This window comes from Pseudomonas antarctica (genome assembly GCF_900624995.1).
GTDB lineage: Bacteria > Pseudomonadota > Gammaproteobacteria > Pseudomonadales > Pseudomonadaceae > Aquipseudomonas > Aquipseudomonas antarctica.
Genome location: NZ_UYXQ01000005.1, coordinates 99,562 through 122,611, shown reverse-complemented (window position 1 = coordinate 122,611; position 23,050 = coordinate 99,562). Strand labels below are relative to the sequence as shown.

Genomic DNA, 23,050 nt, shown 5'->3' with positions numbered 1-23,050 from the left:
ACTCAACTGATCGGGTGTCAGGGCTACCGTCATCGCGGGCAAGCCTGGCGCCCACAGGTTTTGTATTTTTCCAGAGAACAGAAATGAGACTGTCCCGCTTTTTTACCGACACCCCGCTGAGCCTCGGCGAGCACGAATTGCCCGAAGCCCAGGCGCACTACATCAGCCGCGTGTTGCGCATGGGCGATGGTGATGCCGTGCAACTCTTTGACGGCTCCGGCCATGAGTTTCTGGGCACGTTGCTGGAGGTCGGTAAAAAGCGCGTCACCGTGCAACTCACGGAACGCTTCGCGGGCCAGACCGAGTCCCCGCTGCACATCCACCTCGGCCAGGGCCTGTCCCGGGGCGAGCGCATGGATTGGGCGATTCAGAAAGCCACCGAACTGGGGGTGAATGAAATCACGCCGATTTTCAGCGACCGCTGCGAAGTACGCCTCAAGGACGAGCGTGCCGACAAACGCCTGCTGCACTGGCGCCAAGTGGCGATCAGCGCCTGCGAGCAATGCGGGCGGTCGACGGTGCCGGTGATTCACCCACCGCTGCTGCTGGCGGACTGGTTAAAGCAGGCCGAGGCGGAGTTGAAACTGGTGCTGCACCCGGTGGCCGAGCCGATGATCAGCCATGCCAGGCCTGCCAGCCTGGCCTTCCTGATCGGGCCTGAAGGTGGGTTGACCGACGCAGAAGTCGAAGCCGCCCAAAGCGCCGACTACCACGCCGCCCGCCTCGGCCCGCGCGTGCTGCGCACCGAGACCGCGCCCGTGGTGGCACTGGCCGTGGCCCAGCAATTATGGGGCGACTTCTAACCCAGCCCTGCAAACCCAATTCAACTGTGGGAGCGGGCTTGCTCGCGAATGCGGTGGATCAGTTAGCCTATTTATCAACTGACACACTGCCTTCGCGAGCAAGCCCGCTCCCACAGTTGGATAGGGTTATCACTCCACCGGATCACTGACCGGCTTGGCAATGATCGCCTTTAACTCGGCTGTCATCGGAAACTCCAGGTTCAAGCCCTTGGGTGGAATCGGCTGTTCAAACCAGCGCTGGTAAATCCCGTTGATTTCCCCCGAGCGGTACAGGTCGCCGAGTGTTTCGTTGACCACTGCGAGAAACTGCGGGTCGTCCTTGCGCACCATGCAGCTGTAGATTTCCCGCGATTGCTCCTTACCCACCACCGCCCAGTGGTGCGGGTCCTTGGCCTTGGCACGCTCGCCGTAGAGCAGCGCGTCATCCATGTAAAACGCCACCGCACGGCCGGTCTCGAGCATCTTGAACGCTTCACCGTGGTCCTTGGCGCTGACCACAAACATATTGGCCTTGTGTTCGGCGTTATAGCTCTTCAGAAAGCGTTCATTAGTGGTGCCGGCGGTGGTCACCACATTCTTGCCTTTGAGGTCGTCAAATCCTTGGATGCCGCTGTCCTTGGCGGTCAGCAACTGGCCTTTCACGTAGATAAACCCGTAGGAAAACGCCACCTGCTTCTGCCGCTCGGCGGTGACGCCGGTGGAACCGCATTCCAGGTCCACGGTGCCGTTCTGCACCAGCGGGATACGGGTTTGGGAGGTCACCAGGTTGTACTTCACATTGAGGTTCTCCACCCCGGTTTTCTGCTGGATGCGCTCAACGATCTTGTTCGCCAACTCCACCGAATAGCCCATGGGCTTGCCGCTACTATCGCCCACGTAGGAAAACGGCACCGACGCATCGCGATAACCCAAGGTGATGGACCTGGCACTGGCGATCTTGCTCAACGTGCCGTCCAGCGGGGTTTCCGTCGCCTGAACCTGGGCGCCAAACAAAAGCCCCAGGGTGCAGCCGGTCAACAGGATTTTTTTCATTGTTATTCTCCGTTGGTCTTGCGGTTATTTACGGATAGCGATCACGCTGATTTCCACCAGCACAGTCGGGCGCGCCAGTTCTGCCTGCACGGTGGTGCGCGTCGGCGCCATGCCCGGCGACAGCCACGCGGCCCACACTGCATTCATCGGCGCAAAACCGTCACCGATGTTTTTCAGGTAAATCGTTGCGTTGAGCAGGTGATCCTTATTACTGCCGGCTTGCGCCAGCAATGCATCGATCTTGGCCAATACTTCGCGGGTTTGCGTGGCCACATCCTGGCCCTCACCCGGCACCTGGCCTGAGAGAAACACCAGGTCCTTGAAGGTGACGGCGCCGGATAGGCGCTCATTGCTGCTGATTCGGTTGATGGTCATGGCTGCATCCTCAAGCGGCGCGGGGCGTCAGGCCCTGCATATCAATGGAAGGAACGCGCTGGTCGATCAACTCGGCCAGCAGTTGGCCGCTGCCGCAGGCCAGGGTAAAGCCGAGTGCGCCGTGGCCCAGGTTCAGCCACAGGTTGCGATAAGCACTGGCGCCTATCAGCGGCACCCCGGTTGGCGTGGCGGGGCGCATGCCGGCCCATTCGACAGCGTTGGCGTAGTCGCCGGCATGGGGAAACGTCTCCAGCGCCTGGCGTTTGATCAGCGCCAGGCGCTTGGGCTCAAGGCTCGCGTCAAAGCCGACGATATCGACCATGGCGGCCACACGCAGCTGCTCGCCAATCCGTGCATAAACAATCTTGCGGTCATAGTCGGTGATGCTCATGCTCGGCGCCTGGTGCTGCGCCCCAATCGGCACGCTCAGGCTGTAGCCCTTGAGCGGATACAGCGGCAGCGACAGGCCAGGTAACCCCAACTGCGCACTGCGATGCCCGGCCGCCAGTACCACGTGTTCCACCGGCAGCACTTCATCGCCGAGCACGATGGCCTGCACCGCACCGTCGGCGTGGCGGATTTGCGTGACCTTGCGCCCCAGCAAAAAGGTGCAAAGCCCCGAGGCCTCAAGCCGCGCGGCCAGCCGCTGGCAGAAGGCATGACAGTCCGCGACTTCTTCATTGGGCGTGTAGATGCCACCGACAAAATCACCGCCCGCTAACGCCGGTTCCAGGCGCGCGCAGTCGGCGGCCAACAGCACCTGCTGCTGCACAATATCGGTGACCTTGCTGCGTGCCTTGTCGAAAGTACCAACGCTGCGAAAGGTCACCAGCTTGCCGTTGCGCCGCCAGTCGAAGTCGCCCAGGCGGTCATCCTCGCGCCACTGTTGCAAGGTGGCCTGGCTCAAGGACGCCAGGCGCAGCAGGTGAGCGGCATTACGCTGGTTCACCGAGCCACGGCAGGCGCCCAGAAACGCCGCCATCCAACGCCATTGCTGCGGGTCGAGGCGCGGGCGCAGCTTCAGCGGCGAGTCACCACGCAGCAGCCAGCCAAGGGCTTGCAGCGGCACGCCTTTATCGGCCAGCGGCGCGACGTAGCGGTAGGACAATTGCCCACCGTTGGCGAAACTGGTCTCGCTGCCCAGGCTGTCGCGCGCCTCGACCACCGTTACCGCATGCCCGGCACGCACCAGCGCGTAGGCAGTCGCCAAGCCGATGACGCCACCGCCGATGATGCAAATACGCTTGGCCATGCCCGCCACCTACCGTTGAATGAATAGACCTCAAGCGTAGGGCCAGGTGACAGGCCCGCGACAATGAATAAAGATGGGTCACCTATAAACAAAGGTTATGGACGTGCCATGCGCTTACGTCATATCGAAATCTTCCAGGCCATCCGCCAAACCGGCTCGATCAGCGCCGCCGCGCAGTTGCTGCACGTCTCGCAACCGGCGGTGACTAAAGTGTTGCAGCACGCCGAGCTGCAATTGGGTTTCCCGCTGTTTCTGCGCGTGCGCGGCAAGTTGCAGCCCACCCCGGAAGCCCTGGCGCTGGAAAGCGAAGTCGAGAAAGTCACCCAGAGCCTGCAAGGTGTGCGGCGCCTGGCCAAGAGCTTGCGCCGCGAGCCAGGCCAGAGCGTGCGCATAGGCGCCATTCCAGCGCTGGCCCTGTCGCTGCTGCCGCCGGCGATTCTGGGGTGGACGCGCGACTACCCGGACATCGCCTGCGAGCTGTCCAGCGACCACAGTCGCGAGTTGGTACAGAAACTGTTGATGCGTGAGATCGACCTGGCACTGACCCTCAACTTCTCCGGCCACCCCGGCTTGACCACGCAAGTGTTGGCCAATGGGGTGTTGGTGGCGTTGGCTTCAAAAGGCTATTGGCCGCAGGCGCAATTGCACCAACCACTGCCACTGGCCGATCTGGCGGGGGCGCCGTTGATTGGCCTGTCCAGCGCCGACCCGTTGGCGGCCAAACTCGACAGTTACCTGGAAAATGTCCACCCGCCGCCGCGGGTGACCATTTCCGTACAGACCTATTCCCTGGCCCGGGCCATGGTGGAGTCCGGCGCCGGTTTGACCGTGATCGACCCGTTCACCGCCCTCGGCGCGTCGACGGCCACTACCTGTATCCGTACGCTTACCCCGCCGCTGCCGATCACCCTGTACGCGCTGACCCGCGCCGATGAACCGCCGCCGCATATGCTGGCAAACCTGCTGCAGATCTTTGGCGCTCAAGCGCGTGAACTGCTGGAACGCTTGTGAGAACACCACAAAACTAATGTGGGAGCGGGCTTGCTCGCGAATGCGGCGTGTCAGCCACTTGATCCGTCACTGATACACCGCATTCGCGAGCAAGCCCGCTCCCACATTTTTTAACCGCGTTGCCTGTTACAGCACGTAATGCATGATCGCCACAAAATGCAGCACGCTGCCGCCGATCACAAACAAGTGCCAGATGCCGTGGGAATGGCGCAGGCGATCTTCCAGGGCGAAAAAGATAATGCCGACGGTGTACAACACCCCGCCCGAGGCCAGCCACACAAACCCGGCCGTGCCCAACGCAGCAAGCAGCGGTTTGACTGCCACCAACACGATCCAACCCATCACCGCGTAGATCACGATTGACAGGATGCGCGCCTCGGAGCGCGGCTTGATCTCTTGCAGGATGCCAATCACCGCCAGCCCCCACACGATCCCGAACAGCGTCCACCCCCACGGCCCGCGCAGCGTCACCAGGCAAAACGGCGTGTAGCTGCCGGCGATCAGCAGGTAGATCGAAAAGTGGTCGACCTTCTGCATGATCGCTTTTCTTCGCCCGCGCACGCTGTGGTACACGGTGGACGCGCTGTACAGCACCAGCAGCGTAAAGCCATAAATCGCCACGCTGACGATCTTCCAGGGGCTGCCGTCCAGGCTTGCCACCACCAACATCCACACTGCGCCCACAAAAGCTGCAACGGCCCCGGCCAAATGGCTCCAAGCGTTGAATCGTTCCCCGTGATACATGTGTCACTCACCTCGAATAACGGTTACCACTTGGTTGTGCTACCTGCATTCTGACGCGCTGCGCGGCTCGGCAGGTAACAACCTTTTCTTCATTTTCCCAAACGCATACGCCGAGAGATGATTCGCTTCATGCCTGGGCCCCCACTTCGTCAACGTCGGCATTCTCTTCGGCCGACGCCTGCTTAGCTTGGCGGGTGCGGTTGTGACCGTGTGCAGGCGGTACCTGTTCCCCTCATTGATCACCGCGTGCGCAGGTTTGGCCTATGCCAAGTGGCGGTGCAGTGCATGGCTGGGAGTGAACGGGTTTTAGAGGCACAATCGACCGCATTCGAATAAGAGCCACGGCCATGCTGATCGACGAAGAATTCACCCTCAAGAAGCTCGAGATCTTCCTGGCGTTCATGCGCACCGGCAACCTGGCCCGTGCCGCCGCCGAGCTGCAAACCAGCAATGTCAGCGTGCACCGCGCCATCCACTCGCTGGAAAACGCGCTGCGCTGCCCGTTGTTCAAACACGAAGGGCGCAACCTCACCCCGCTGGAAAGCGCTTACGTGTTGGAGGAACGCGCGCAGAAGCTGGTGGCCGAGGTGGTCGACAGCGTGCGCCTGACCCGCGAAGCCGCGGGCTTTTCAGCTGAGCGCTTCAAGCTCGGCTCGCTGTATTCGCTGACGGTCAAAACTGTACCGCAGTTGATCATGGGCCTGAAAATCCGCCGCAGCGAACTCAATATCGACCTGATCCTGGGCTCCAACTTCGACCTGCTCTACAAGCTCAAGAACATGGAAGTCGACGCGATCCTGATCTCCCTCGACGAACACGCCAACGACCCCGACTGCGAGCAGATCGCGCTGTTCTCCGACGACATCTTTCTCGCCACCCCGGCCGACTCACCGTTCGACCGCGAGCAGGAAATCGACCTGGCCGACGTGCGCGACGCCACCTTCATCACCCTCACCCAAGGCTTCGCCACGCATCAGGATGGCAACCGGGTGTTCAAGCAAGCGGGGTTCGAGCCGAAGGTGGCCATGCAGGTCAATGACATCTTCACCTTGTTGAGCATGGTCAGCTCTGGCGTGGGTTATGCGCTGCTGCCGGGGCGGATTGCGGCGGTGTATGAGAACCGCGTAAAGCTCATACCGCTGCAACCCAGGTATCGGTTGCAGCAGCATATTGGCGTGATGTTTCTGAGGGCCAAGGAGCGCGATCCGAACTTGCTCGCCTTGCTGGCAGAATGTCGGATGTACGCCAATCGGGGCGGCTAACCCACCAATCCACGCATGATCAGGAACAACAACGACGGCCCCAACAAACACCCCAGCGCCGTATAAAACGCTGCGGTGAGGCAGCCATACGGCACCAGTTTCGGATCGGTTGCCGCCAACCCGCCGGCCACGCCGCTGGAGGTGCCCATCAAGCCTCCGAAAATCACTGCGCTGCGAGGGTTGTTAAGGCCGATCAACGGTGCCACGAACGGCGTCATGACCATCACCAGAATCGCCTTGATCAACCCAGCAGCAATGGACAGCGCCATCACTTCGGAGCTGGCGCCAATCGCCGCACCGGTGACCGGCCCGACAATATAGGTCACGGCGCCAGCGCCGATCGTGGTCAGACTCACCGCATCGGTATAACCGAACGCCATGGCCACGCCGACCCCGGCGATAAACGATGAACCCACGCCGACAAACAGTGCCAGCACACCGGCATAGCCGGCGCGTTTGAGCTCATCGACACTCACCCCAAACGCCGTGGCGACAATCGCAAAGTCCCGCAGCATCGCACCGCCCAACAGGCCGATGCCCGACAACAACGGAATATCCACCACCCCTTTGGAGCCACCGGTAAATGCGCCACCGACATAAGACAGCGTCAGCCCAAGCAAAATAGCGATGGCCGAGCCGTGCAGACGGCCCTTGGTAAGGTTATTGGAGATCCAGTAGGACACCCACATGGTCAGGCCGATCACGGCAAACCCACTGATCAGGCCGTAGCCGGTGATCACTTTCATCATCGATTCGTACATGACGATCACCCGGCTTCTTTGGTGGGAACAACTGCGCGCGGCTCACGGTTGCCGATGCGTGACAGCACCGGCACTAAGGCAAAGCCCAACACCACGGCGAGCGTGCCAGCCAGAATCGCCATAGGGCCGCCCTTGATCGCGCCGTAGACGTTTTGCTGCGCCGCCATGGCGACCACAATAGGAATGTAAATCGCCGCCCAGAACGTCAGGCCCTGCTCGGACTTGCCGACAAACAAACCGCGTTTTTGCAAATAACTGCCCAGTCCGATCAGCAACAACATGGCGATACCCACGCCACCAACGTTGGCGGGGATGCCCAGTAACTTACCCAGCACCTCGCCCACAAACAGCCCCACCAGCGTACAAAACGCTAGAAACGCTACACCGTAAATAATCATCTCGTTTTTCCTCAAAGTGCTTCATCGAAATTGTTGTTTTTGTGCTTCGAAAGCCTTGGGTAATGCTTTATCGGTGGCGGCGTTCCTCCTCTTGCAGCAGGGCCTGCAAGGTGTCCAGGCGTGCGCCTTCGCAGGCGATCACCGTGCCTTGTTCAAATATGCGCCGTGACAGACCGGTGAGCACCGCGCCCGGCGGCAGTTCGATTTGCAGGCGCACGCCGCGCTCGTAGGCGCTTTGCACGGTGCCGCGCCAATCGACAACGCGGCACATGTTGAAGGCCAGGTCGTCGCGCAGCTGTTCAGGGTTGTGGATCGGCCGCGCGCGGGTACTGCTCAGGTAGGTAATGCGCGGCGCTTTGAGCGTAACGAACGCTTGGGCCAGTGCCTGGGCAGGCGCCTCCAGCAGCGCGCAGTGGGACGGCACGCTGACGGCCAGGCGCTTGGCGATGCCGTTGCCTTTGATGCGTGCTGCGACGCGCTTCATTGCCTCGTCGCTGCCGGCAATCACGGTTTGGTTGTCGGCGTTGATGTTGGCCAGGTACACCGGGGTTTGCGCACTGTGGATATCTGCCAGCAAGGTTTCGACGGTGGATAACTCAGGGCCGATGAGCGCGGTCATACCGTAGCCCTGTGGATAAGCGTTTTGCATCAGCTCGCCACGCAGGCTGACCAGTTTTATCGCGTCGGCAAAATCCAGGGCTCCGGCGATCACCGCCGCCGGGTAGGCGCCGATGGACAGGCCCGCCACATAATCCGGCGTGTGTTGCAGTTGGCGGGCATGGGCGACGCCGACGATCAGCAGGCATAGCTGAACGGCACGCGTGCTTGCCAAGGCTTGCGCCGAATCGAGCGTGCGAACGTCTTCACCCAACGCGTCACTGGCTTCTTCCAAGACGTCGGCCGGCAGCGCCTGGAGCATGCCCGTGCGCTGGGCGCCCTGCCCCGGAAACACCAGAAGGCTGCTCATGCCACGGCCTGCCACGGGTCAACCACCAAGTGCGCGCCGCTAACGGTTTTCAGCAGCACCCGCCGTGATCCGCCCGCCCATTCGCGCAAAGCGACGGCGCCAAACGGGGTTTGCAGTTGCAGGTCCACGGCGCATGGCGCGGTGTCCAGAATAGCCAGTAGATCCTCGGCATCACCGCGCTCCAAGCGCTCGTGCGTACGCAGGATCAAATCCAGATCGCTGTGTTCATGCAGCGCTTGAACGCCGCTGGCCAACTCAAAACCCGCACTGCCGGTGATGCCCCACGCCTCCTGCGCCAACACCGGCCGCAGTAGATCAAGCGCGCGCAACGCCGGTAAATCGCGCGATGACGTCACCCCGCGCAGCGCCTCGGGCACTACTCGCCGCTGCACCGCCGCGAGGGGCATCACCGTCGCAAAACGCTGCTCACGCAACCGCCCGCGCACGCCGACCGCCACCTGGCCAGGCTCGGCGATGGCGCGACGCACCACCACCGGGTGGCCGGCGTTGATAGCCTCCAACACCCAAGCCGGAGCGTCGGAAGGCAGCTGCCCCGAGGTCATGCCCCAGAGCAAATCGTGGGCGTTCACCATTGCTCCCGCAGCAGTTGGCGCACGTGGCTGGAGGCACCACGGTTGGTGGCACCCAAGCGGCCGCTCAAATCACGACCGTCGATATTTTTGATCGCACTGACCAGGCAATCACTGACCCGCACCACGTCGTCCGCCGTGGGTTGCTCAATCTGGCTGACCGACAAGGTCTCCCAGAGCAGACCGAGGCTGGCATAACTGTCGATGTCGTAGGCCATGGGCGGCACGCTGGCGGCCAGGGCTTCCAGCTCTTCGACGCTGCGCAGCGTCACCCGCGCCGCCGAAGCCTTGCCCATGGCGTGCACCATCACGCCGGGGTCACGCAGGGCGATCAAACGGTTGGCCTGATAGCCATGGGCGAGGAACGCCCCGGACATGGCCTTGCCCACCAGCAGCGCGATCACCGGGTGCCCGGCCAACCGAGCGCGGGCGTAGCTGTCGGCAGCGGCGGCCAGCGCCTGATGGATGCCGAGGGCTTCTTCGCGACGGCCGTAGGCTTGGCTGGGCACATCGACGATGGCGATGATCGGGCGCTTGTCACCACGGGCGATGGCGTCGTCCACGGCCTTGGCCAAGCCCCAGCCTTCAAGCAGGCCGACTTCGCCGTTGCGCGCCCGCGCGAAGCGGTTGTGTGCGTCGGTGACCACGGCGATAAAGCGCACGGCGTGGTCGCCTAATACGCCATCGGCGACTTTCAGCGAAGCCGGCAAACCGTCAACCGGTGTGGCGCCGTTGCTCAATGCGTTAAACCACTGCAACCCTCTCATGAGCGGTCTCCTTGATACAGGTCGCGCACCGTGGCCGCGTCGATTTGCGGCGCGGCGTCCAGTTCGGCCAGGCGCGACAGATAGAAATCGACCTGACGGCTGCGCTGTTGTTCGGGCAACCCTTGTTGCAACAGCGCGGTAATGGTCTGTTGGATCTGCGCCACATCGTCCGCCACGTAACGGTCGGCCAAGCCGCTGTTAAAGCGTTGCTCTCCGCCAGTCAGGCTCCAGATAAACGGGCGATCGCGGGAGTCGTATTCTTCCAGGCCCGCTTCCTGCTCGATCACTTGCGGGCCGTTAAGGCCCAGGCGCGCTTCACGGGTAACGACGAGGTAACTGCACAATCCCGCGGCGATGGACATGCCGCCAAAGCAACCAACACTGCCCGCCACCACGCCGATCACCGGCTGGTACTGACGCAGGTCGACAATCGCCGCGTGGATATCGGCAATCGCCGCCAGGCCGAGGTTGGCTTCCTGCAGACGCACGCCGCCGGTTTCCAGCAACAGCACCGCGCGGGTCGGGATGCCCTTGCGGTTGTCTTCAGCCGCCAGTTCAAGGGCACCGGCGATTTTCGCGCCGCCGACTTCACCCAGGCTGCCGCCCTGGAAGTTGCCTTCGATAGCAGCGACCACGACTGGCAATCCGGCGATGTTGCCCTTGGCAATCACCACACCGTCATCGGCCTGGGGCACCACGCCTTGGCGGCTGAGCCAGGGCGACATCACGCGTTGGAAGGGGTCGATCAGTTCGCGGTAAGTACCGGCGTCCAGCAAGGCCTTGGCCCGCTGCCGTGCACCCAGTTCAACGAAGCTGTGTTTGTTGAGCAAATCAGTCATGGCCGATCTCCTCGAAACCCTGCTCCAGGCGCAAGCGCACCACGCCTGGGGTGGCGCCGAAGTCGTGAATATCAATCTTCAAGGCCGGTGGTGTGTGCTCCTGGAAGATGCGCTCGAACAGGTGCTGCCAGCGTTGTTCGGCGCCATTCACCGAGGTTTGCACCTGGATGGTCAGCTTGCCGGGGGAGCCCGGTTCCAGCAGCACTTCCAGGTCGCCGGAGCCAACGCAACCCACCAGCGCACGGCCTTTTGGCGGCTGCCCGGCGGGGAATTCAAAGGATAAGGTTTCCATCACAACGCTCCGTCGAGGCGGTCGATAAACAGGCAGGCGGCCAACAGGTCGGCGGCGCCACCAGGGGAGGCATTCAGGGCCAGTAATTGCTGGTCGAGTGCGTGCAGCTGACGGCGACCGGCGAGGGTCGCGCTGCCGCCCGCATCCAGCACGGCTTGGGCGCCGTGTTGCATGGCGTGCAGGCCTTCGGTACCGGCGCGGTAAAGCACGCAGGTGTCGGCCAGGTCAGTCATGATCGCGAGTAAGGCATCCAGGCGCGCGTTCTGTTCGCCGGCATTTTGCTCGCGGCTTTTGTGCAGTTGCGGCAGGCCGCGTTGCATCACGGACGGGAAGCCCAGTTGCGCTTCTTCACGGGCGCCGCGCGCACCGTAGCGTTGCGCAACCTGGGCGCCGTGGCTCAGGGGCTGCGGGGCGTAGCGGTCGTTGAGCAGGGCCAGTTTGGCCGCCGTCAGCGTGACGGCGCGTGGCTCCAGGGCGGCGGCAGCGGTAAGCAAACCGAGCGCCCAGATCGCGCCGCGATGAGTGTTCACGCCGTGGGTGGTGGTGAGCATGGCCTGCTCGCCTTCGCGGCCAATCCGCCCGAGGGCTTCGCGCAGGGGCAAACCGACTTCACCGAATTCAAGCGCGGCTTCAGCCATCTCCTTGAACATCGGCCACAGCGACAGCGCCGAAGCGTGCATCAGGCCCAGGTGTAAATCGCTATGGGCGCCATTGCCACGACGGTCCACCAAGGCGGGTTTGGGCGACAGGTCAGCCTCATCGATCAGCGCATCGACGGCCCTATCCGCCAGGCGATCGGCGAGGCTTATTTCATGCAGTTTGAGCGCGCGCATTTACCAGCTCCTGAACTTGGCGGGCGGGTTGTACAAGCCACCGGACCACTCCACCAAGTCGGCCACGCTCTTGGCGGCCAACAGCTCACGGGTGGCGTCGGTACGGCGGATGCCGAGGTCTTCAGGCAAGGCAATCAAACCCTCGCGGCGCATGCGCGCGGTGTCCTTGGGGTTGTGGCGCAGGCCGATGGCGGTGACGCCGGCGACGGCAGCGATCATCGCCTGGCGTTCTTCCAGGGAGCGCGCCTTGTACAGGTAGGCGATGCCTTCTTCAGTGAGCAGGTGGGTGACGTCGTCGCCGTAGATCATGATCGGCGCCAGCGGCATGCCGCTTTTGCGCGCCACTTCAACTGCGTCGAGGGTTTCGACGAAGGTGGGTTTGCCGCCTTCCTGGAAGGTTTCGACCATCTGCACCACGAGTTTTTTGCCGCGTTCGAGCAAGGCTTGCGGCGCGTCATCATGGCGCATATCCAGCCAGGCTGGCGTGCCATGTCGACGGCCGCGCGGGTCGTGGCCCATGTTCGGCGCGCCACCAAACCCGGCAAGGCGGCCACGGGTCACGGTGGAGGAATGCCCGTCGCCATCCACTTGCAGGGTGGCGCCGATAAACAGGTCCACTGCGTATTGCCCGGCGAGTTGGCAGAACATCCGGTTGGAGCGCATCGAGCCGTCACGGCCGGTGAAGAACACATCCGGGCGTGCGGCGATGTAATTTTCCATGCCCAATTCGGTGCCGAAGCAATGCACGCTTTGCACCCAGCCACTTTCGATGGCGGGAATCAAGGTTGGGTGCGGGTTGAGGGTCCAGTTGCGGCAGATTTTGCCTTTAAGACCGAGGGATTCGCCGTAGGTGGGCAGGATCAATTCAATCGCGGCCGTGTTGAAACCAATGCCGTGGTTAAGCGACTGCACATTGTGTTTTTCGTAGATGCCACGGATCGCCATCATCGCCATCAGCACATGCACCGGCTTGATATGACGCGGGTCGCGGGTAAACAGCGGCTCAATGTAGAACGGCTTGTCGGCCACTACCACAAAATCCACCCAGCTCGCCGGAATGTCGACGCGGGGCAAATCAGTGACGTCGTCCACCAACTGGTTGACCTGCACGATGACGATGCCATCACTGAAGGCGGCGGGCTCGATCAGCGCGGGAGTGTCTTCGGTGCTGGCGCCGGTGTAGATATTGCCGGCGCGGTCGGCCATGAAACCGGCCGACAGTACGACATTGGGGATCAGGTCCACCACCAGCCGTGCGTAGAGTTCGATATAGGTGTGGATCGCGCCGATTTCGAGCAAGCCGTCTTCCAGCAACTGGCTGATGCGCAGGGATTGGGTGCCGGCAAAGGAGAAGTCCAGCTTGCGGGCGATACCCTTTTCAAACAGGTCCAAGTGCTCGGAACGGCCGACACTGGGCATGATCATGTGCAAATCGTGGAGCTTGGCCGGGTCGGCCTTGGCCAGGGAGCGCGAGAGGAAGTCGGCTTGTTTCTGGTTGTTGCCCTCCAGTACCACACGGTCGCCGGGGAGGATCAGGGCTTCCAACGCCTCGACGATTTTGTCGCTGGGCAACACCGCCCCGTCTGCGTATTGCTTGACCAGCCCGAGCCGCCGCTGCTTCTCGTCGCGCCGCCGCGTCCAGCGCGAGTCGGGGGTGATGGTTGTTGTCATGGTCGCTCCACGGGGTTTGCTGTCGTGGGCTTACCTTAGGAGTGAAAGTGGGGGGTATCAATCAAGCCCAACGCTGAATCGTTACGGTTGGAGTAACAGATCATCAGCAAATGCTGAGTTCGAGCCGAATGAAGATTAAAAATGTGGGAGCGGGCTTGCTCGCGAATGCAGGGTGTCAGTCGGTACATGTGTAACTGACCCACCGCATTCGCGAGCAAGCCCGCTCCCACATTTGTTCGGTGGTGTTCAGAACAATCACGTCATTGCCACTGATGGACAGTCAACACGTCTTCCACTTTATTCAACAGTGTTATTGCGCCATCCATCAACTGCCGAAGCAGCGCCTCATCCTCATTCATATACCCTTCGTACTCCGCCAGGTTTCGGCGCTCATGACACAGCGCGAATAACCTCACCTGCACTTTGTTCGCGTCGACGGAGTGAATCAGATATTGAAAGACCAAATAGCGTTTGTCAGAACGATAGCCTTGCAAACGCAAGGCCGTGAGCGCGATGGCGTGGGCAGCGTTGTATGCCAGGTCGAAACGACTGGCGAACGACAACCGTGGGTTGCCCGCATCCCTTCATCGGTCCCGGGCCGAGCGCATTAGTCCATCACACTCCTTGCGATCCGGCGGCTCTGCCTTCAAGCCACCGCTACGTTGCAGGTTCTCCAGGTTTGCCTTGCTGTCCATCCGTGGATTCCAGGGGGTTGCCCCCCATCAGATTGATCTTGTCCTGCTGCACGACCCGCTGCACAAAACTGTTCCCGGCATTCCATTTGCCGATCCAGTCTTCGAGGGTGTAAAGCGTCGGGTTGATGGTGCGGCCCAGTTGCTCTTCCAGCGGCATGAGCTGCTCCATGACTTCACTGTAGTTGAGGCTTTCACCGATCAGCATCAGGTCTATGTCACTGGATGAGTGCGCCTCGCCCTTGGCGATGGAGCCGTAGATGAACGCCCACGTCAGTTGCTCGGCGAAAGGCGCCAATGCATTGCGTAAGGGTTCGTCCAGGCTCAGCGTCTTGCGCACGATGGCCAACAACTCCGAGTAAATCGGGCACTGGGGATTGGCTTGGTAGTGGGTCTGGTTGCCCTGGCGCGTCATGCTCAAGATGCCCGCCAATTGCAACCGCCCAAGTTCGCGGGTGAGGCTGCCCTTGCCCACTTGGGCCCAGCGGGCTATTTCGTTGGTGAAGAAACTTTGATCGGGCTTGCCGAAAAGCAGGCCCAGCACTTTCTGCTGGGTGTTGGTGAAGAGTGCAGTGCTGAGCGGCAAAGTTTGCATGGCAGCGGTCAAAGAGTCCCAAAAAGGGAACGATAGGTCCCTTTTTGGGAACGATCAAGTTTTTAGCGGTTGAGATATAGGAAACGATCAATCAGCAAATACTGGATTCGAGCCGAATGAAGATCAAAATGTGGGAGCGGGCTTGCTCGCGAATGCGGTGGGTCAGTTACACATTTACCGACTGACACCCTGCATTCGCGAGCAAGCCCGCTCCCACATGTGTTCGGTGGTGTTGGTTAGACAGCGGTCCCAAACAGGGACCGATTTAACCTTCCGGTGCAGGGCTGACTTGTTCCAGCGCTCTATCGACCAGCAACTGACCCAACTCGGCCATTTGCTGAATGCCGAGCATGATTGCGCGCTGGGAGGTGTCCAGGTTGAAGGCAAGATTGCAGGTCATGGCGTTTAGCGACGATAAGGTTTCGCTGGCGTTGACCAGTAGAGCTTCGGTGTTTTGATCGGGGTTAACGGTGAAAATATTGGACGAGGACGAATTCGACATGATGTGCGGTTCCTAAGCGAATCATTGAGGAACGCCTTTGAATCTAGGCGTCTTGAACGCCTAAACAGATTTCTCGGACTTGCACGTCCGTGTCACCGTTTTTTCGATGACGGGACGAAGACTAGCCGCCATGACTACCCGCAACAAGTTCATGCACAGCCCGAAATCTTGCGGGAAAAATCCGAACATTGGCCCATCACAAAGCCATCATTACCTTGACCGTTCCAAGGCCCTCCAGCGCATAGCTGTGGTACTCATACACACGCCCCCGAATAATCAGATGCAGTGCACCGCCCTCATCACGCGCTTGAACATCGGGCTCTTGGGTTTTCAGAAACGCATGTGCAGACACTAAGGCGGCGAGTATTTCCTGATCACTCCCCAAATCTTCATGGGCGTAGTATCTGTAGGAAAACCCCACCGTCGCACCCCCCTGGCCGTCTCGCGCACCATAGATCGAGGTGCCGTTGCCCAAGGAATGCTTCAACACCACTTCATCCAGATCCGGTGTTCCGGACGACAGGAACCAAGTGCCGCCGATATAGATCAGGCAGACCACAAGCAGGCAATTACGCAGAAACGGTATGAGGCACTTAGTGGCCTTGCGAAATTGCATATTCAATACCTTTTCTTATCCAATATTGGTCCCGTGGGTCATCACCAAAAGGCTCACCGCCCCACCATGTTCCAAAATCCGGAAGGGTGGTTTTTGCGACGGTTTGAGCCACACCAGCAGCTCGCAACAACACATGCTCGGGAATGCCCAGCACCGTACCCGTAGCGCCGTAATTGAAGTTACCAAAAGCCTCATACTCGCGCCCTCGCTTCTTGTAGTTCCATGGGCCAGCAGCCCTGACCTGAGAATAAAACCAAGAATAAGCGAATGCCGAGCCTGGCTTGAGATGAGTGCGTTTGCATCGAGATATCGCCATGTTTTCAAAAATTGAAACACCGGGCGGCATTAACGGTACGGCCATTTGCAGATCCTTGCAGGCAATGAGGAGCGCAGAAGCTAGCCACTCCACTCAGGCCTGAAAACCCGCTTAATCCAAATGCAGAACTCGCCTACAGCAACTCCATCCCATTCCGACATGTGAGCGGTCAGCCCGCATCATTAGCCGATCCGAAATGGCGAAAAGGTACGATCATCAACAACAATTTTTTAGTCACGAAAACGCTAACGCGCGATTGAACACAATTCAGTGTGGGAGCTGGCTTGCCTGCGATTGCGGTGGGTCAGTTGTTGATACAGTGACTGACAAGCCGCTATCGCAGGCAAGCCAGCTCCCACAGTGGATCTTCACAAGGCTAATCGTCAGGCCAGACCGGACTCTACCAATAAGGCCTCCAACCCCATCAAATCCGGTACTTTCGCCACATGCTCCCCCACCTGCACCGCCGCCAGTTCCAGCGGGCACAGCGGCACATCCACGTAACTCAACTGGCTATCGAGCTTGTACGAACGCGGAATGCCCTGAATCACCATCGCAATAAACTTCAACGTCGGCCGCCCGCCGAGCGCGTTCAACACCACAATCCGCGAACGCTCGCCGGTCACGCTGGCCTCACCGCACGCGGCTTCAAAGCTGATCAGCGGCAATTGCCGATCGCGCCAGGTCACTTGCCGCAGGTACCACGGCGGTGCATCGCTGGCCGGTTCTCCACGCTGATAGTCGATCAGTTCGGCGATGGCGACGTTGGGCAGCACCAGGTGGCGGTCGGCCAGGGGCAATAGCAGGCCAGTGAGTTGGCTGGTGCGGTGGTCAAGCATGGGACTTGCTCCAGTAGGCGATGCTTTCCAGCAGCACCGACTCTTGGTACGGCTTGCCGAGGTAGTCGTTGACGCCGATGGCCATGGCGCGGTCGCGGTGTTTCTGGCCGGTACGCGAGGTGATCATGATGATCGGCAGGCGCATCAGCCGAGGGTCGTTGCGCACCTGGATAGCCACTTCGAAGCCGTCCATGCGCGGCATTTCGATGTCGAGCAGCATCAGGTCCGGGGTGTGTTCTTCGAGCAGTGCGATGGCGTCGATGCCGTCTTTGGCGGTGAGCACGTTCATGCCGTTGCGTTCCAACAGGCGGCTGGTGACTTTGCGCACGGTGACCGAGTCGTCCACCACCAGCACCAGCAGCGGGCGCTTTTTGAGCGGGTCGTTGAGGGTCAGCGCCGCGTCGACCGACTGCGCCGGCAAGGCCGGTTGACGGGTGCGAATGTGCGCGAGCAAGTCGATAATCAGCACCACACGGCCATCGCCCAGAATGGTCGCCCCGGACAACCCTTGCACGCCGGAAAACTGCGGGCCCAGGCCCTTGACCACGATCTCTCGCGTACCGGCCATGGCATCCACGTGCACCGCCACGCGCCGCTCATTGCATTGCACCAGCAGCACCGGCACCGGTTGGTACTGGCCGAGCAGTTTCGGCCGGGCGACGGTGTGCAGCAGGTCGCCCAGATAAAACAGTTCGTAGCGCTGGCCGGCGTATTCATAGTGCGGTGGGTCTTGCTGATAGTGCCCGGCCAGCTCGTGGGGCAGTACACGCACCAGGCCTTCGATGGTGTTAAGCGGGATCGCGTATTGGTCGTCCGCGCACTGCACCATCAGCGCGCGGTTGACCGACACGGTAAACGGCAGGCGAATGCGAAAGTGCACGCCCGAGCCCGGCGTCGAGTCGATGAACATCGAGCCGCCAAGCTGGCGCACTTCTTCGTGCACCACGTCCATGCCCACGCCGCGCCCGGAAATCTGGGTGATTTTTTCGGCAGTGGAGAAGCCCGGCTGCAGGATGAACTGCAACACGTCGCGGTCGCTGATGTCTTGATCAGGCGTGAGCAAGCCGCGCTTGATCGCCTTGCGCCGCACCGCGTCCAGCGGCACACCGGCACCGTCGTCGCGCATGTCGAAGACGATGTCGCCGCCTTCGTGGGTCAGGTCCAGGCTGATACGGCCCTTCTCGGGTTTACCGGCCAGCACGCGCGCCTCGCGGGATTCCAGGCCATGGTCCACGGCGTTGCGCAGCATATGTTCCAGCGGCGCCACCATGCGTTCGAGCACGTTGCGGTCCATCTCGCCTTCGGCATTGCCGACCACAAATTCGACGTCCTTGCCCAACTCCTCGGCCACCTGGCGCACGATGCGCTTGAGGCGCGGCACCATGCGTTCAAACGGCACCATGCGCGTGCGCATCAGGCCTTCTTGCAACTCGGTGTTGATGCGCGCTTGTTGCTGCAACAGGTTGTGCGCGTCCCCGTTGCGGCGGTCGAGGGTTTCCTTGAGGTCCAACAGGTCGGAGGCCGATTCGGACAGCGCACGCGACAGTTGCTGCAACTGCGAGTGGCGGTCCATTTCCAACGGGTCGAATTCTTCGTAACCCAGGCGCTCGGCCTCGGCCTGCTGACGGCTGAGGATGCGGCCCTGGGTTTCGGTGTCGAGGCGGCGCAACTGGTCACGCATGCGCTCGATAGTGGTTTCGACCTCGTTGAGAGCCACGCGCGCGTCGTTGACCTGTTGCTCGATACGCCCCCGGAAAATCGAGGTTTCGCCGGCCAAGTTGACCAAATCATCGAGCAACTCGGCGGAGATTTTCACCATGTCGGCGGCGGGATCCACCGTCGCTTCGACCTTGCCGGCTGGCAAGGCTACCGGCGCTAGCGATTCATCGCTGGGGTGCACCAGGCTTTTGATGCGCTCGATGAGTTTGTCCACCGACCCCACCGGCGACCCGCCCGCCACGGCGTCGATCATCTGCGCCAGGCGGTCATGGCAACCTTGCAGCAACGCGAACAGCTCCGGCGACGGCGCGAGCAAACCAGCAGAGAGCCCCTCGTAGAGAAACTCCAACTCATGGGCCAGATCGCCAATCGGCCCGATCTCGACCATGCGCGCGCCGCCCTTGAGGGTGTGCAGGTCGCGCAGCAGGGTTTCCACTTCCTGACGGTTGCTCGGCTCGGCCTGCCAGCGCAGCAAAGCGCTGCTTGAGCTGTCGAGAATATCGGCGGCTTCTTCGAGGAAGATATCCAGCAACTCTGGATCTGCCGTCGCCGCTTCCGGAACAGCGGTGGGCGTAGCGGGCGTGCTGCTCTGGCGTAACTCGCGCAGTTGGGCGATCAAGTCGCCGGAGTCGCTAAGGGGCTGGTGGTCTTGCAGCTCATCCAACTGCAAGGCCAGCCGTTCATGGCTGGCCATCAGCACTTGGGACAGTTCGGTCGAGTAGCTGTAGCGACGGTCCACCAAGCCTTCGTAAAGGCATTCCAGCTCATGGGCAAGGTCGCCAATCGGGCCGATTTCGGCCATGCGCGCGCCGCCCTTGAGGGTGTGCAAATCCCGATGTAACGACGACAACGGTGCAGCGCTATCCGGCTCTAACAACCAACGTTTGAGCGACTGCCCGGCGCTGTCGAGGATGTCCACCGCCTCTTCCAGAAAGATCTCGACGATCTCGTCGTCCATCGCCGTGTCCTGGTCCAACTGGGCCGTGGCGGCGCCCAGTTCGCAGATGCTCAGGGCGCGGCTGCCGTCGCTTTTGATCAGGCCGGTGGCGGACGGGTCGAGGGCTTCATCGAGCAGTTCACGCAGGGCTTGCACCCGCGCCGGGACCGGGTTGATTTCCTGGCCGGCCGCCAGTTGGTCGAGCATGTTGATCAGCGCCTCATGGGCCTGTTCGGCCTCATGGAAAAACCGTTCGCTGACCGCCAGGCTGCTCTCTTCAACGGCGCCATACAGATCAAGCAAGGCTTCGCACAGTTCGTCGATGGCGTGCAGGTCGGCGATGTGCGCGCCCTCACCCAAGGTGGTCAATTCATCCAGCAGCGCGGTCAGCTCCTGACGTTCGCCGGGGTGTTGCTGCCAGCGGCGCAGCAGGCTTTCGGCGTCCAGCAGGATGTCCATGCCTTGGGCCAGGAAGTTGGTAATCAGTTGCGGGTCGCGCTTGATGCGCAAGCCGGTGTTGGGCGCGTCGAGTAAGGCTTGCAGTTGTTGGTCAAGCAGGCTTTGGGTGCGGCTGATCAGGTCCGGCGCGCCCTCAATCGGCACCAGCGGGTCGTCGTCCAGTTGACGCAACCCGCGCTGGAACAGGCCTTCGGCTTCCAGCAGCAACTCCACTTCATCCAGGTCCAGCGGCAGTCGGTGGGCTTTGTATTCGCGGGTCAGGTGATCCAGCGGTCGCGCCAGTTCGGCTATCGGCAACACGCCGGCCATGTGGGCGCTGCCCTTGAGGGTGTGCAGGGCACGTTGCAGTTCATCGCTGACTTGCAGCGGCACGTGTTCGGCGGCCTGTTGCAAGAAGTAGTTGAGGCTTTCCAGGTGGCTCTGGGCTTCGTTGCGGAAGATCTCCAGCAGCATCGGGTCATGGGGCTCCGCGGCAGGCTCGGTGCCGCTGGCCAAAGCGTGGGCGCGGGCGGCCAGGGCGTCGACTTCATCGCGCTGACGCTGGTCGTCGGCCGCGAAGTCGGCGATCAGCTCCGGCAGCAGGGCCACGGCCTCATCGAGCACGTGTTGCACATCAGGGCTGAGCGCCACGCTGCGTTCGAGCACGCGGTTAAGCAGGTTTTCCCCGGCCCAGGCCAGCTCGGCCAGCACCAGGGCGCGGACCATACGGCCGCTGCCCTTCAAGGTATGGAAGGCACGGCGCATTTCACCTTGAGCGGCTTTGTCGGCGCTGTTGGGCAAATAGCGATGCAGCACGTCGAGGACTTCGCCGGTTTCTTCAAGGAAGACGTCGCGCAGCTCATCGTCAATGGGCTCTTCGCCAGCGGGCGGCGGCAGCAGGCTGCCCGGACGCTGCAGGGCCGGGGGGTTCAGGCGCGAGGTGGGGCTGGCCAGAGCATCGAACTGCGATTGGCTCGGCGTGATCTCGCTGGACAGTACGCCGTCCGGCGCCACCAGCGCCTGACGCCAAGGTTTTGCGGCGGGCAAATAGCCGAGTGCCGCCAGGGCTTGGGTGGCCAATTCCAGCACCCGCTCGCCAGCGGCGTCGGGGTCCTGGAGCATGCGTTCCAGGTAGTACTCCAAGCTGCTGATCACGTCGGCAAAGTTCGCCAGCTGCGCCTCGGGCGGTGCGGTATCGCTGGCCATTAACTGTTCATCGACGTAATCGGTGCAGCCGCGCATCAGGCTCGCCGCGCGCGGCAGCGGAATCATCGCCAACGCGCCGCGCACCTGGCTCAGCAGTTCCGGCAGCGACTCCAGGCGCTGGCGGTCCCAATCGGCTTCGATGCAGTCGATCACCAGCTCTTTGGCCTGGCGCAAGCATTGGCAGGATTCGCGGATTACCAGTTGATGAATCTGGGTCAAGTCGGTGGTGGGCAGCCGGCTTTCTTCGCGGCTTTGCGGTTCGACGGTGCCGACCATACCTGCCAGCGTGGCTTCGACGTAGAGCAAGGCGCCAGCGACGTCCATCAGCACCGCGTCATTGGGCTCGCGCTGGCCCTGGACCAGGCTCAGCACCACGGCGAGTTGGTCGATGATGACCTTGCGCGGCTGGCCGAAGCCCAACACCGCCAAGGTGTCAGCGATCTGCCGCAGCGGCGCCAGCAACGCGTCGAGGTCGTTGGTGTGTTGGCGGTCGCTGCGCACGAACAGGTCAAGGCGCTCCTTGACCCGCACCAGTTCCTCGCACAAGGCACCAAGCACCGAGCCCATGGCATTGCGGTCCGGCCCGGCCAGGCGCGCGCGCTCGGCATCGACCACGGCGCTGTCGGGCAAGGCTTCATCCAGGCCGTAACGTTCCTTCAAACTTTGCATGCGTGGCGTCGGCCGGGTGACCTTGGCGACGTAAAACAACAGGCTCTTGAGCAGTTCATCCGGCGCCGGTTGGTTGATGCCGCCGATGCCCTGAGCCAACAGGCGCTTGAGTTGTTTGTCGCTGGCCTTGAGCAAACTGCGCAGCGCCGGGCTGTTGGCGATCACGCCGGTGAGCATGCCTTCGACCAGCGCCGAGGTGACTTGCCACAACGGCAGCAGCGGCGCGCCCTGGCACAAGGCCTCAAGGCGGGCAAATACCCGCGCCATGTCTTCCAGGTTGCTGGGGCTGTGGTCTTCGCGCAGCAAACCGGCCAACGCCTGCAGCAGAAGCTGGTGCCACTGGCGCAGTTGCTCGTGAAGGTCCGGCAGCGTGCGCTGGGCCAAGGCCTCATCGGGCAACGGCGCAATCGACAACAGTTGCGGGCTGAACAGGCTGGTCTCCGACAGCAGGCTTTCGCCGCGCGCACTGCGCAGGTCGTTGAGCAGCGGCAACACCACCAACGGCAGGTCGCGGCGGGCGCCGTGAACGCGATCAAGGTACAGCGGCAGTTGGCCGAGGGCTTGTTGCAGCAGGCGGATGCTTTCATCGCGCTGGCCGACGCGTTCGGCTTGCAGGGCCAGGGCCAGTGCTTCGATCTCTTCAGCCAGCAGGGCCGCGCCATAGAACTCGACTATTTGCAGCGCGCCGTGCACCTGATGAATGCCGGCCAGGCACTCGGCGATGGCGTCGCTGTCGCGGGTTTCGACAAACGCGTCCAGCGCCGAACGGGCCTGTTTCAGGGTTTCGGCAATGTCGCCCTTGACCCATTCGAGGGCCACGTAGTCGTGCCGATCAACCATAACTGCTCCGCTTAGAATTCGTGAATTGCTGGTGTTGCCAAGATCTCAAATCAAAAGGAGATCCAATGTGGGAGCGGGCTTGCT

The 23,050-nt window shown here is 61.7% G+C and carries 22 protein-coding genes and 1 pseudogene; 3 read left to right on the top strand and 20 right to left on the bottom strand.

Annotated features, from left to right (window positions below; translation table 11 throughout):
• Positions 1-83 precede the first annotated feature (83 nt).
• Positions 84-803, top strand: coding sequence for a 16S rRNA (uracil(1498)-N(3))-methyltransferase (locus E0F99_RS05685; protein WP_083356335.1), 720 nt, complete (start codon positions 84-86; stop codon positions 801-803).
• A gap of 129 nt (positions 804-932) precedes the next feature.
• Here E0F99_RS05685 and E0F99_RS05675 read toward each other — a convergent pair whose 3' ends face one another.
• From E0F99_RS05675 to E0F99_RS05665, 3 genes are read right to left on the bottom strand one after another with little or no spacing between them, the layout of a single operon-like run.
• Positions 933-1,835, bottom strand: a complete 903-nt coding sequence (locus E0F99_RS05675; RefSeq protein ID WP_083356334.1) for a transporter substrate-binding domain-containing protein — start codon at positions 1,833-1,835, stop codon at positions 933-935.
• Positions 1,836-1,859: 24 nt separating this feature from the next.
• On the bottom strand, positions 1,860-2,210 hold the full coding sequence (locus E0F99_RS05670) for a RidA family protein (protein WP_083356333.1): 351 nt from the start codon (positions 2,208-2,210) through the stop codon (positions 1,860-1,862).
• A 10-nt stretch (positions 2,211-2,220) separates the two neighbouring features.
• Entirely contained in the window at positions 2,221-3,462 is a 1,242-nt protein-coding gene (locus E0F99_RS05665) for a D-amino acid dehydrogenase (RefSeq protein WP_083356332.1), read from the bottom strand.
• A gap of 108 nt (positions 3,463-3,570) precedes the next feature.
• On the opposite strand from E0F99_RS05665, the gene E0F99_RS05660 reads away from it, so the two are divergent.
• On the top strand, positions 3,571-4,473 hold the full coding sequence (locus E0F99_RS05660; protein ID WP_083356331.1) for a LysR family transcriptional regulator: 903 nt from the start codon (positions 3,571-3,573) through the stop codon (positions 4,471-4,473).
• A 126-nt stretch (positions 4,474-4,599) separates the two neighbouring features.
• Here E0F99_RS05660 and trhA read toward each other — a convergent pair whose 3' ends face one another.
• The gene (trhA, locus tag E0F99_RS05655; protein ID WP_083356330.1) at positions 4,600-5,217 is read right to left on the bottom strand and encodes a PAQR family membrane homeostasis protein TrhA; all 618 of its coding nucleotides are present in this window, start codon (positions 5,215-5,217) and stop codon (positions 4,600-4,602) included.
• Positions 5,218-5,564: 347 nt separating this feature from the next.
• On the opposite strand from trhA, the gene E0F99_RS05645 reads away from it, so the two are divergent.
• Complete coding sequence (locus E0F99_RS05645; protein ID WP_083356329.1) at positions 5,565-6,479, top strand: LysR family transcriptional regulator; 915 nt, start codon at positions 5,565-5,567, stop codon at positions 6,477-6,479.
• On the opposite strand, the gene madM is transcribed toward E0F99_RS05645, so the two are convergent.
• From madM to E0F99_RS05565, 16 genes and pseudogenes are all read right to left on the bottom strand, one after another.
• The gene (gene madM, locus E0F99_RS05640) at positions 6,476-7,240 is read right to left on the bottom strand and encodes a malonate transporter subunit MadM (RefSeq protein WP_083360350.1); all 765 of its coding nucleotides are present in this window, start codon (positions 7,238-7,240) and stop codon (positions 6,476-6,478) included. The two genes, E0F99_RS05645 and madM, sit on opposite strands and share 4 nt — an antisense overlap.
• 5 nt (positions 7,241-7,245) lie before the next feature.
• Entirely contained in the window at positions 7,246-7,638 is a 393-nt protein-coding gene (gene madL, locus E0F99_RS05635) for a malonate transporter subunit MadL (protein WP_083356328.1), read from the bottom strand.
• A 67-nt stretch (positions 7,639-7,705) separates the two neighbouring features.
• Entirely contained in the window at positions 7,706-8,605 is a 900-nt protein-coding gene (mdcH, locus tag E0F99_RS05630) for a malonate decarboxylase subunit epsilon (RefSeq protein ID WP_083356327.1), read from the bottom strand.
• Positions 8,602-9,198: a malonate decarboxylase holo-ACP synthase gene (locus E0F99_RS05625; protein WP_083356326.1), complete on the bottom strand. Its 597-nt coding sequence runs from the start codon at positions 9,196-9,198 to the stop codon at positions 8,602-8,604. Before E0F99_RS05625 ends, mdcH begins: the two co-directional genes overlap by 4 nt.
• Positions 9,192-9,962: a biotin-independent malonate decarboxylase subunit gamma gene (gene mdcE / locus E0F99_RS05620; RefSeq protein ID WP_083356325.1), complete on the bottom strand. Its 771-nt coding sequence runs from the start codon at positions 9,960-9,962 to the stop codon at positions 9,192-9,194. Before mdcE ends, E0F99_RS05625 begins: the two co-directional genes overlap by 7 nt.
• Positions 9,959-10,801, bottom strand: coding sequence for a biotin-independent malonate decarboxylase subunit beta (locus E0F99_RS05615; RefSeq protein ID WP_083356324.1), 843 nt, complete (start codon positions 10,799-10,801; stop codon positions 9,959-9,961). The genes mdcE and E0F99_RS05615 overlap by 4 nt, the downstream gene beginning before the upstream one ends.
• The gene (locus E0F99_RS05610; protein WP_083356323.1) at positions 10,794-11,093 is read right to left on the bottom strand and encodes a malonate decarboxylase subunit delta; all 300 of its coding nucleotides are present in this window, start codon (positions 11,091-11,093) and stop codon (positions 10,794-10,796) included. Before E0F99_RS05610 ends, E0F99_RS05615 begins: the two co-directional genes overlap by 8 nt.
• Complete coding sequence (locus E0F99_RS05605) at positions 11,093-11,926, bottom strand: triphosphoribosyl-dephospho-CoA synthase (RefSeq protein WP_083356322.1); 834 nt, start codon at positions 11,924-11,926, stop codon at positions 11,093-11,095. Before E0F99_RS05605 ends, E0F99_RS05610 begins: the two co-directional genes overlap by 1 nt.
• Positions 11,927-13,597, bottom strand: a complete 1,671-nt coding sequence (gene mdcA, locus E0F99_RS05600; RefSeq protein ID WP_083356321.1) for a malonate decarboxylase subunit alpha — start codon at positions 13,595-13,597, stop codon at positions 11,927-11,929.
• A gap of 260 nt (positions 13,598-13,857) precedes the next feature.
• Positions 13,858-14,292: pseudogene (locus E0F99_RS05595) on the bottom strand (hypothetical protein).
• Positions 14,255-14,884 (bottom strand): nucleotidyltransferase domain-containing protein, encoded by a 630-nt coding sequence (locus tag E0F99_RS05590; protein WP_083356320.1) that lies wholly within the window; start codon positions 14,882-14,884, stop codon positions 14,255-14,257. The pseudogene E0F99_RS05595 and the gene E0F99_RS05590 overlap by 38 nt, the downstream one beginning before the upstream one ends.
• A 265-nt stretch (positions 14,885-15,149) precedes the next feature.
• Complete coding sequence (locus tag E0F99_RS05585; RefSeq protein WP_130908723.1) at positions 15,150-15,386, bottom strand: DUF6124 family protein; 237 nt, start codon at positions 15,384-15,386, stop codon at positions 15,150-15,152.
• Positions 15,387-15,582: 196 nt separating this feature from the next.
• Positions 15,583-16,002, bottom strand: coding sequence for a hypothetical protein (locus tag E0F99_RS05580; RefSeq protein ID WP_083356318.1), 420 nt, complete (start codon positions 16,000-16,002; stop codon positions 15,583-15,585).
• Positions 15,980-16,363, bottom strand: coding sequence for a polymorphic toxin type 44 domain-containing protein (locus E0F99_RS05575; protein WP_073636742.1), 384 nt, complete (start codon positions 16,361-16,363; stop codon positions 15,980-15,982). Before E0F99_RS05575 ends, E0F99_RS05580 begins: the two co-directional genes overlap by 23 nt.
• A gap of 338 nt (positions 16,364-16,701) precedes the next feature.
• Positions 16,702-17,157 (bottom strand): chemotaxis protein CheW, encoded by a 456-nt coding sequence (locus tag E0F99_RS05570; RefSeq protein WP_083356317.1) that lies wholly within the window; start codon positions 17,155-17,157, stop codon positions 16,702-16,704.
• A complete protein-coding gene (locus E0F99_RS05565; protein ID WP_083356316.1) occupies positions 17,150-22,966 on the bottom strand; it encodes an Hpt domain-containing protein in 5,817 nt (1,938 codons plus the stop codon). Before E0F99_RS05565 ends, E0F99_RS05570 begins: the two co-directional genes overlap by 8 nt.
• Between the last annotated feature and the right edge of the window lie 84 nt (positions 22,967-23,050).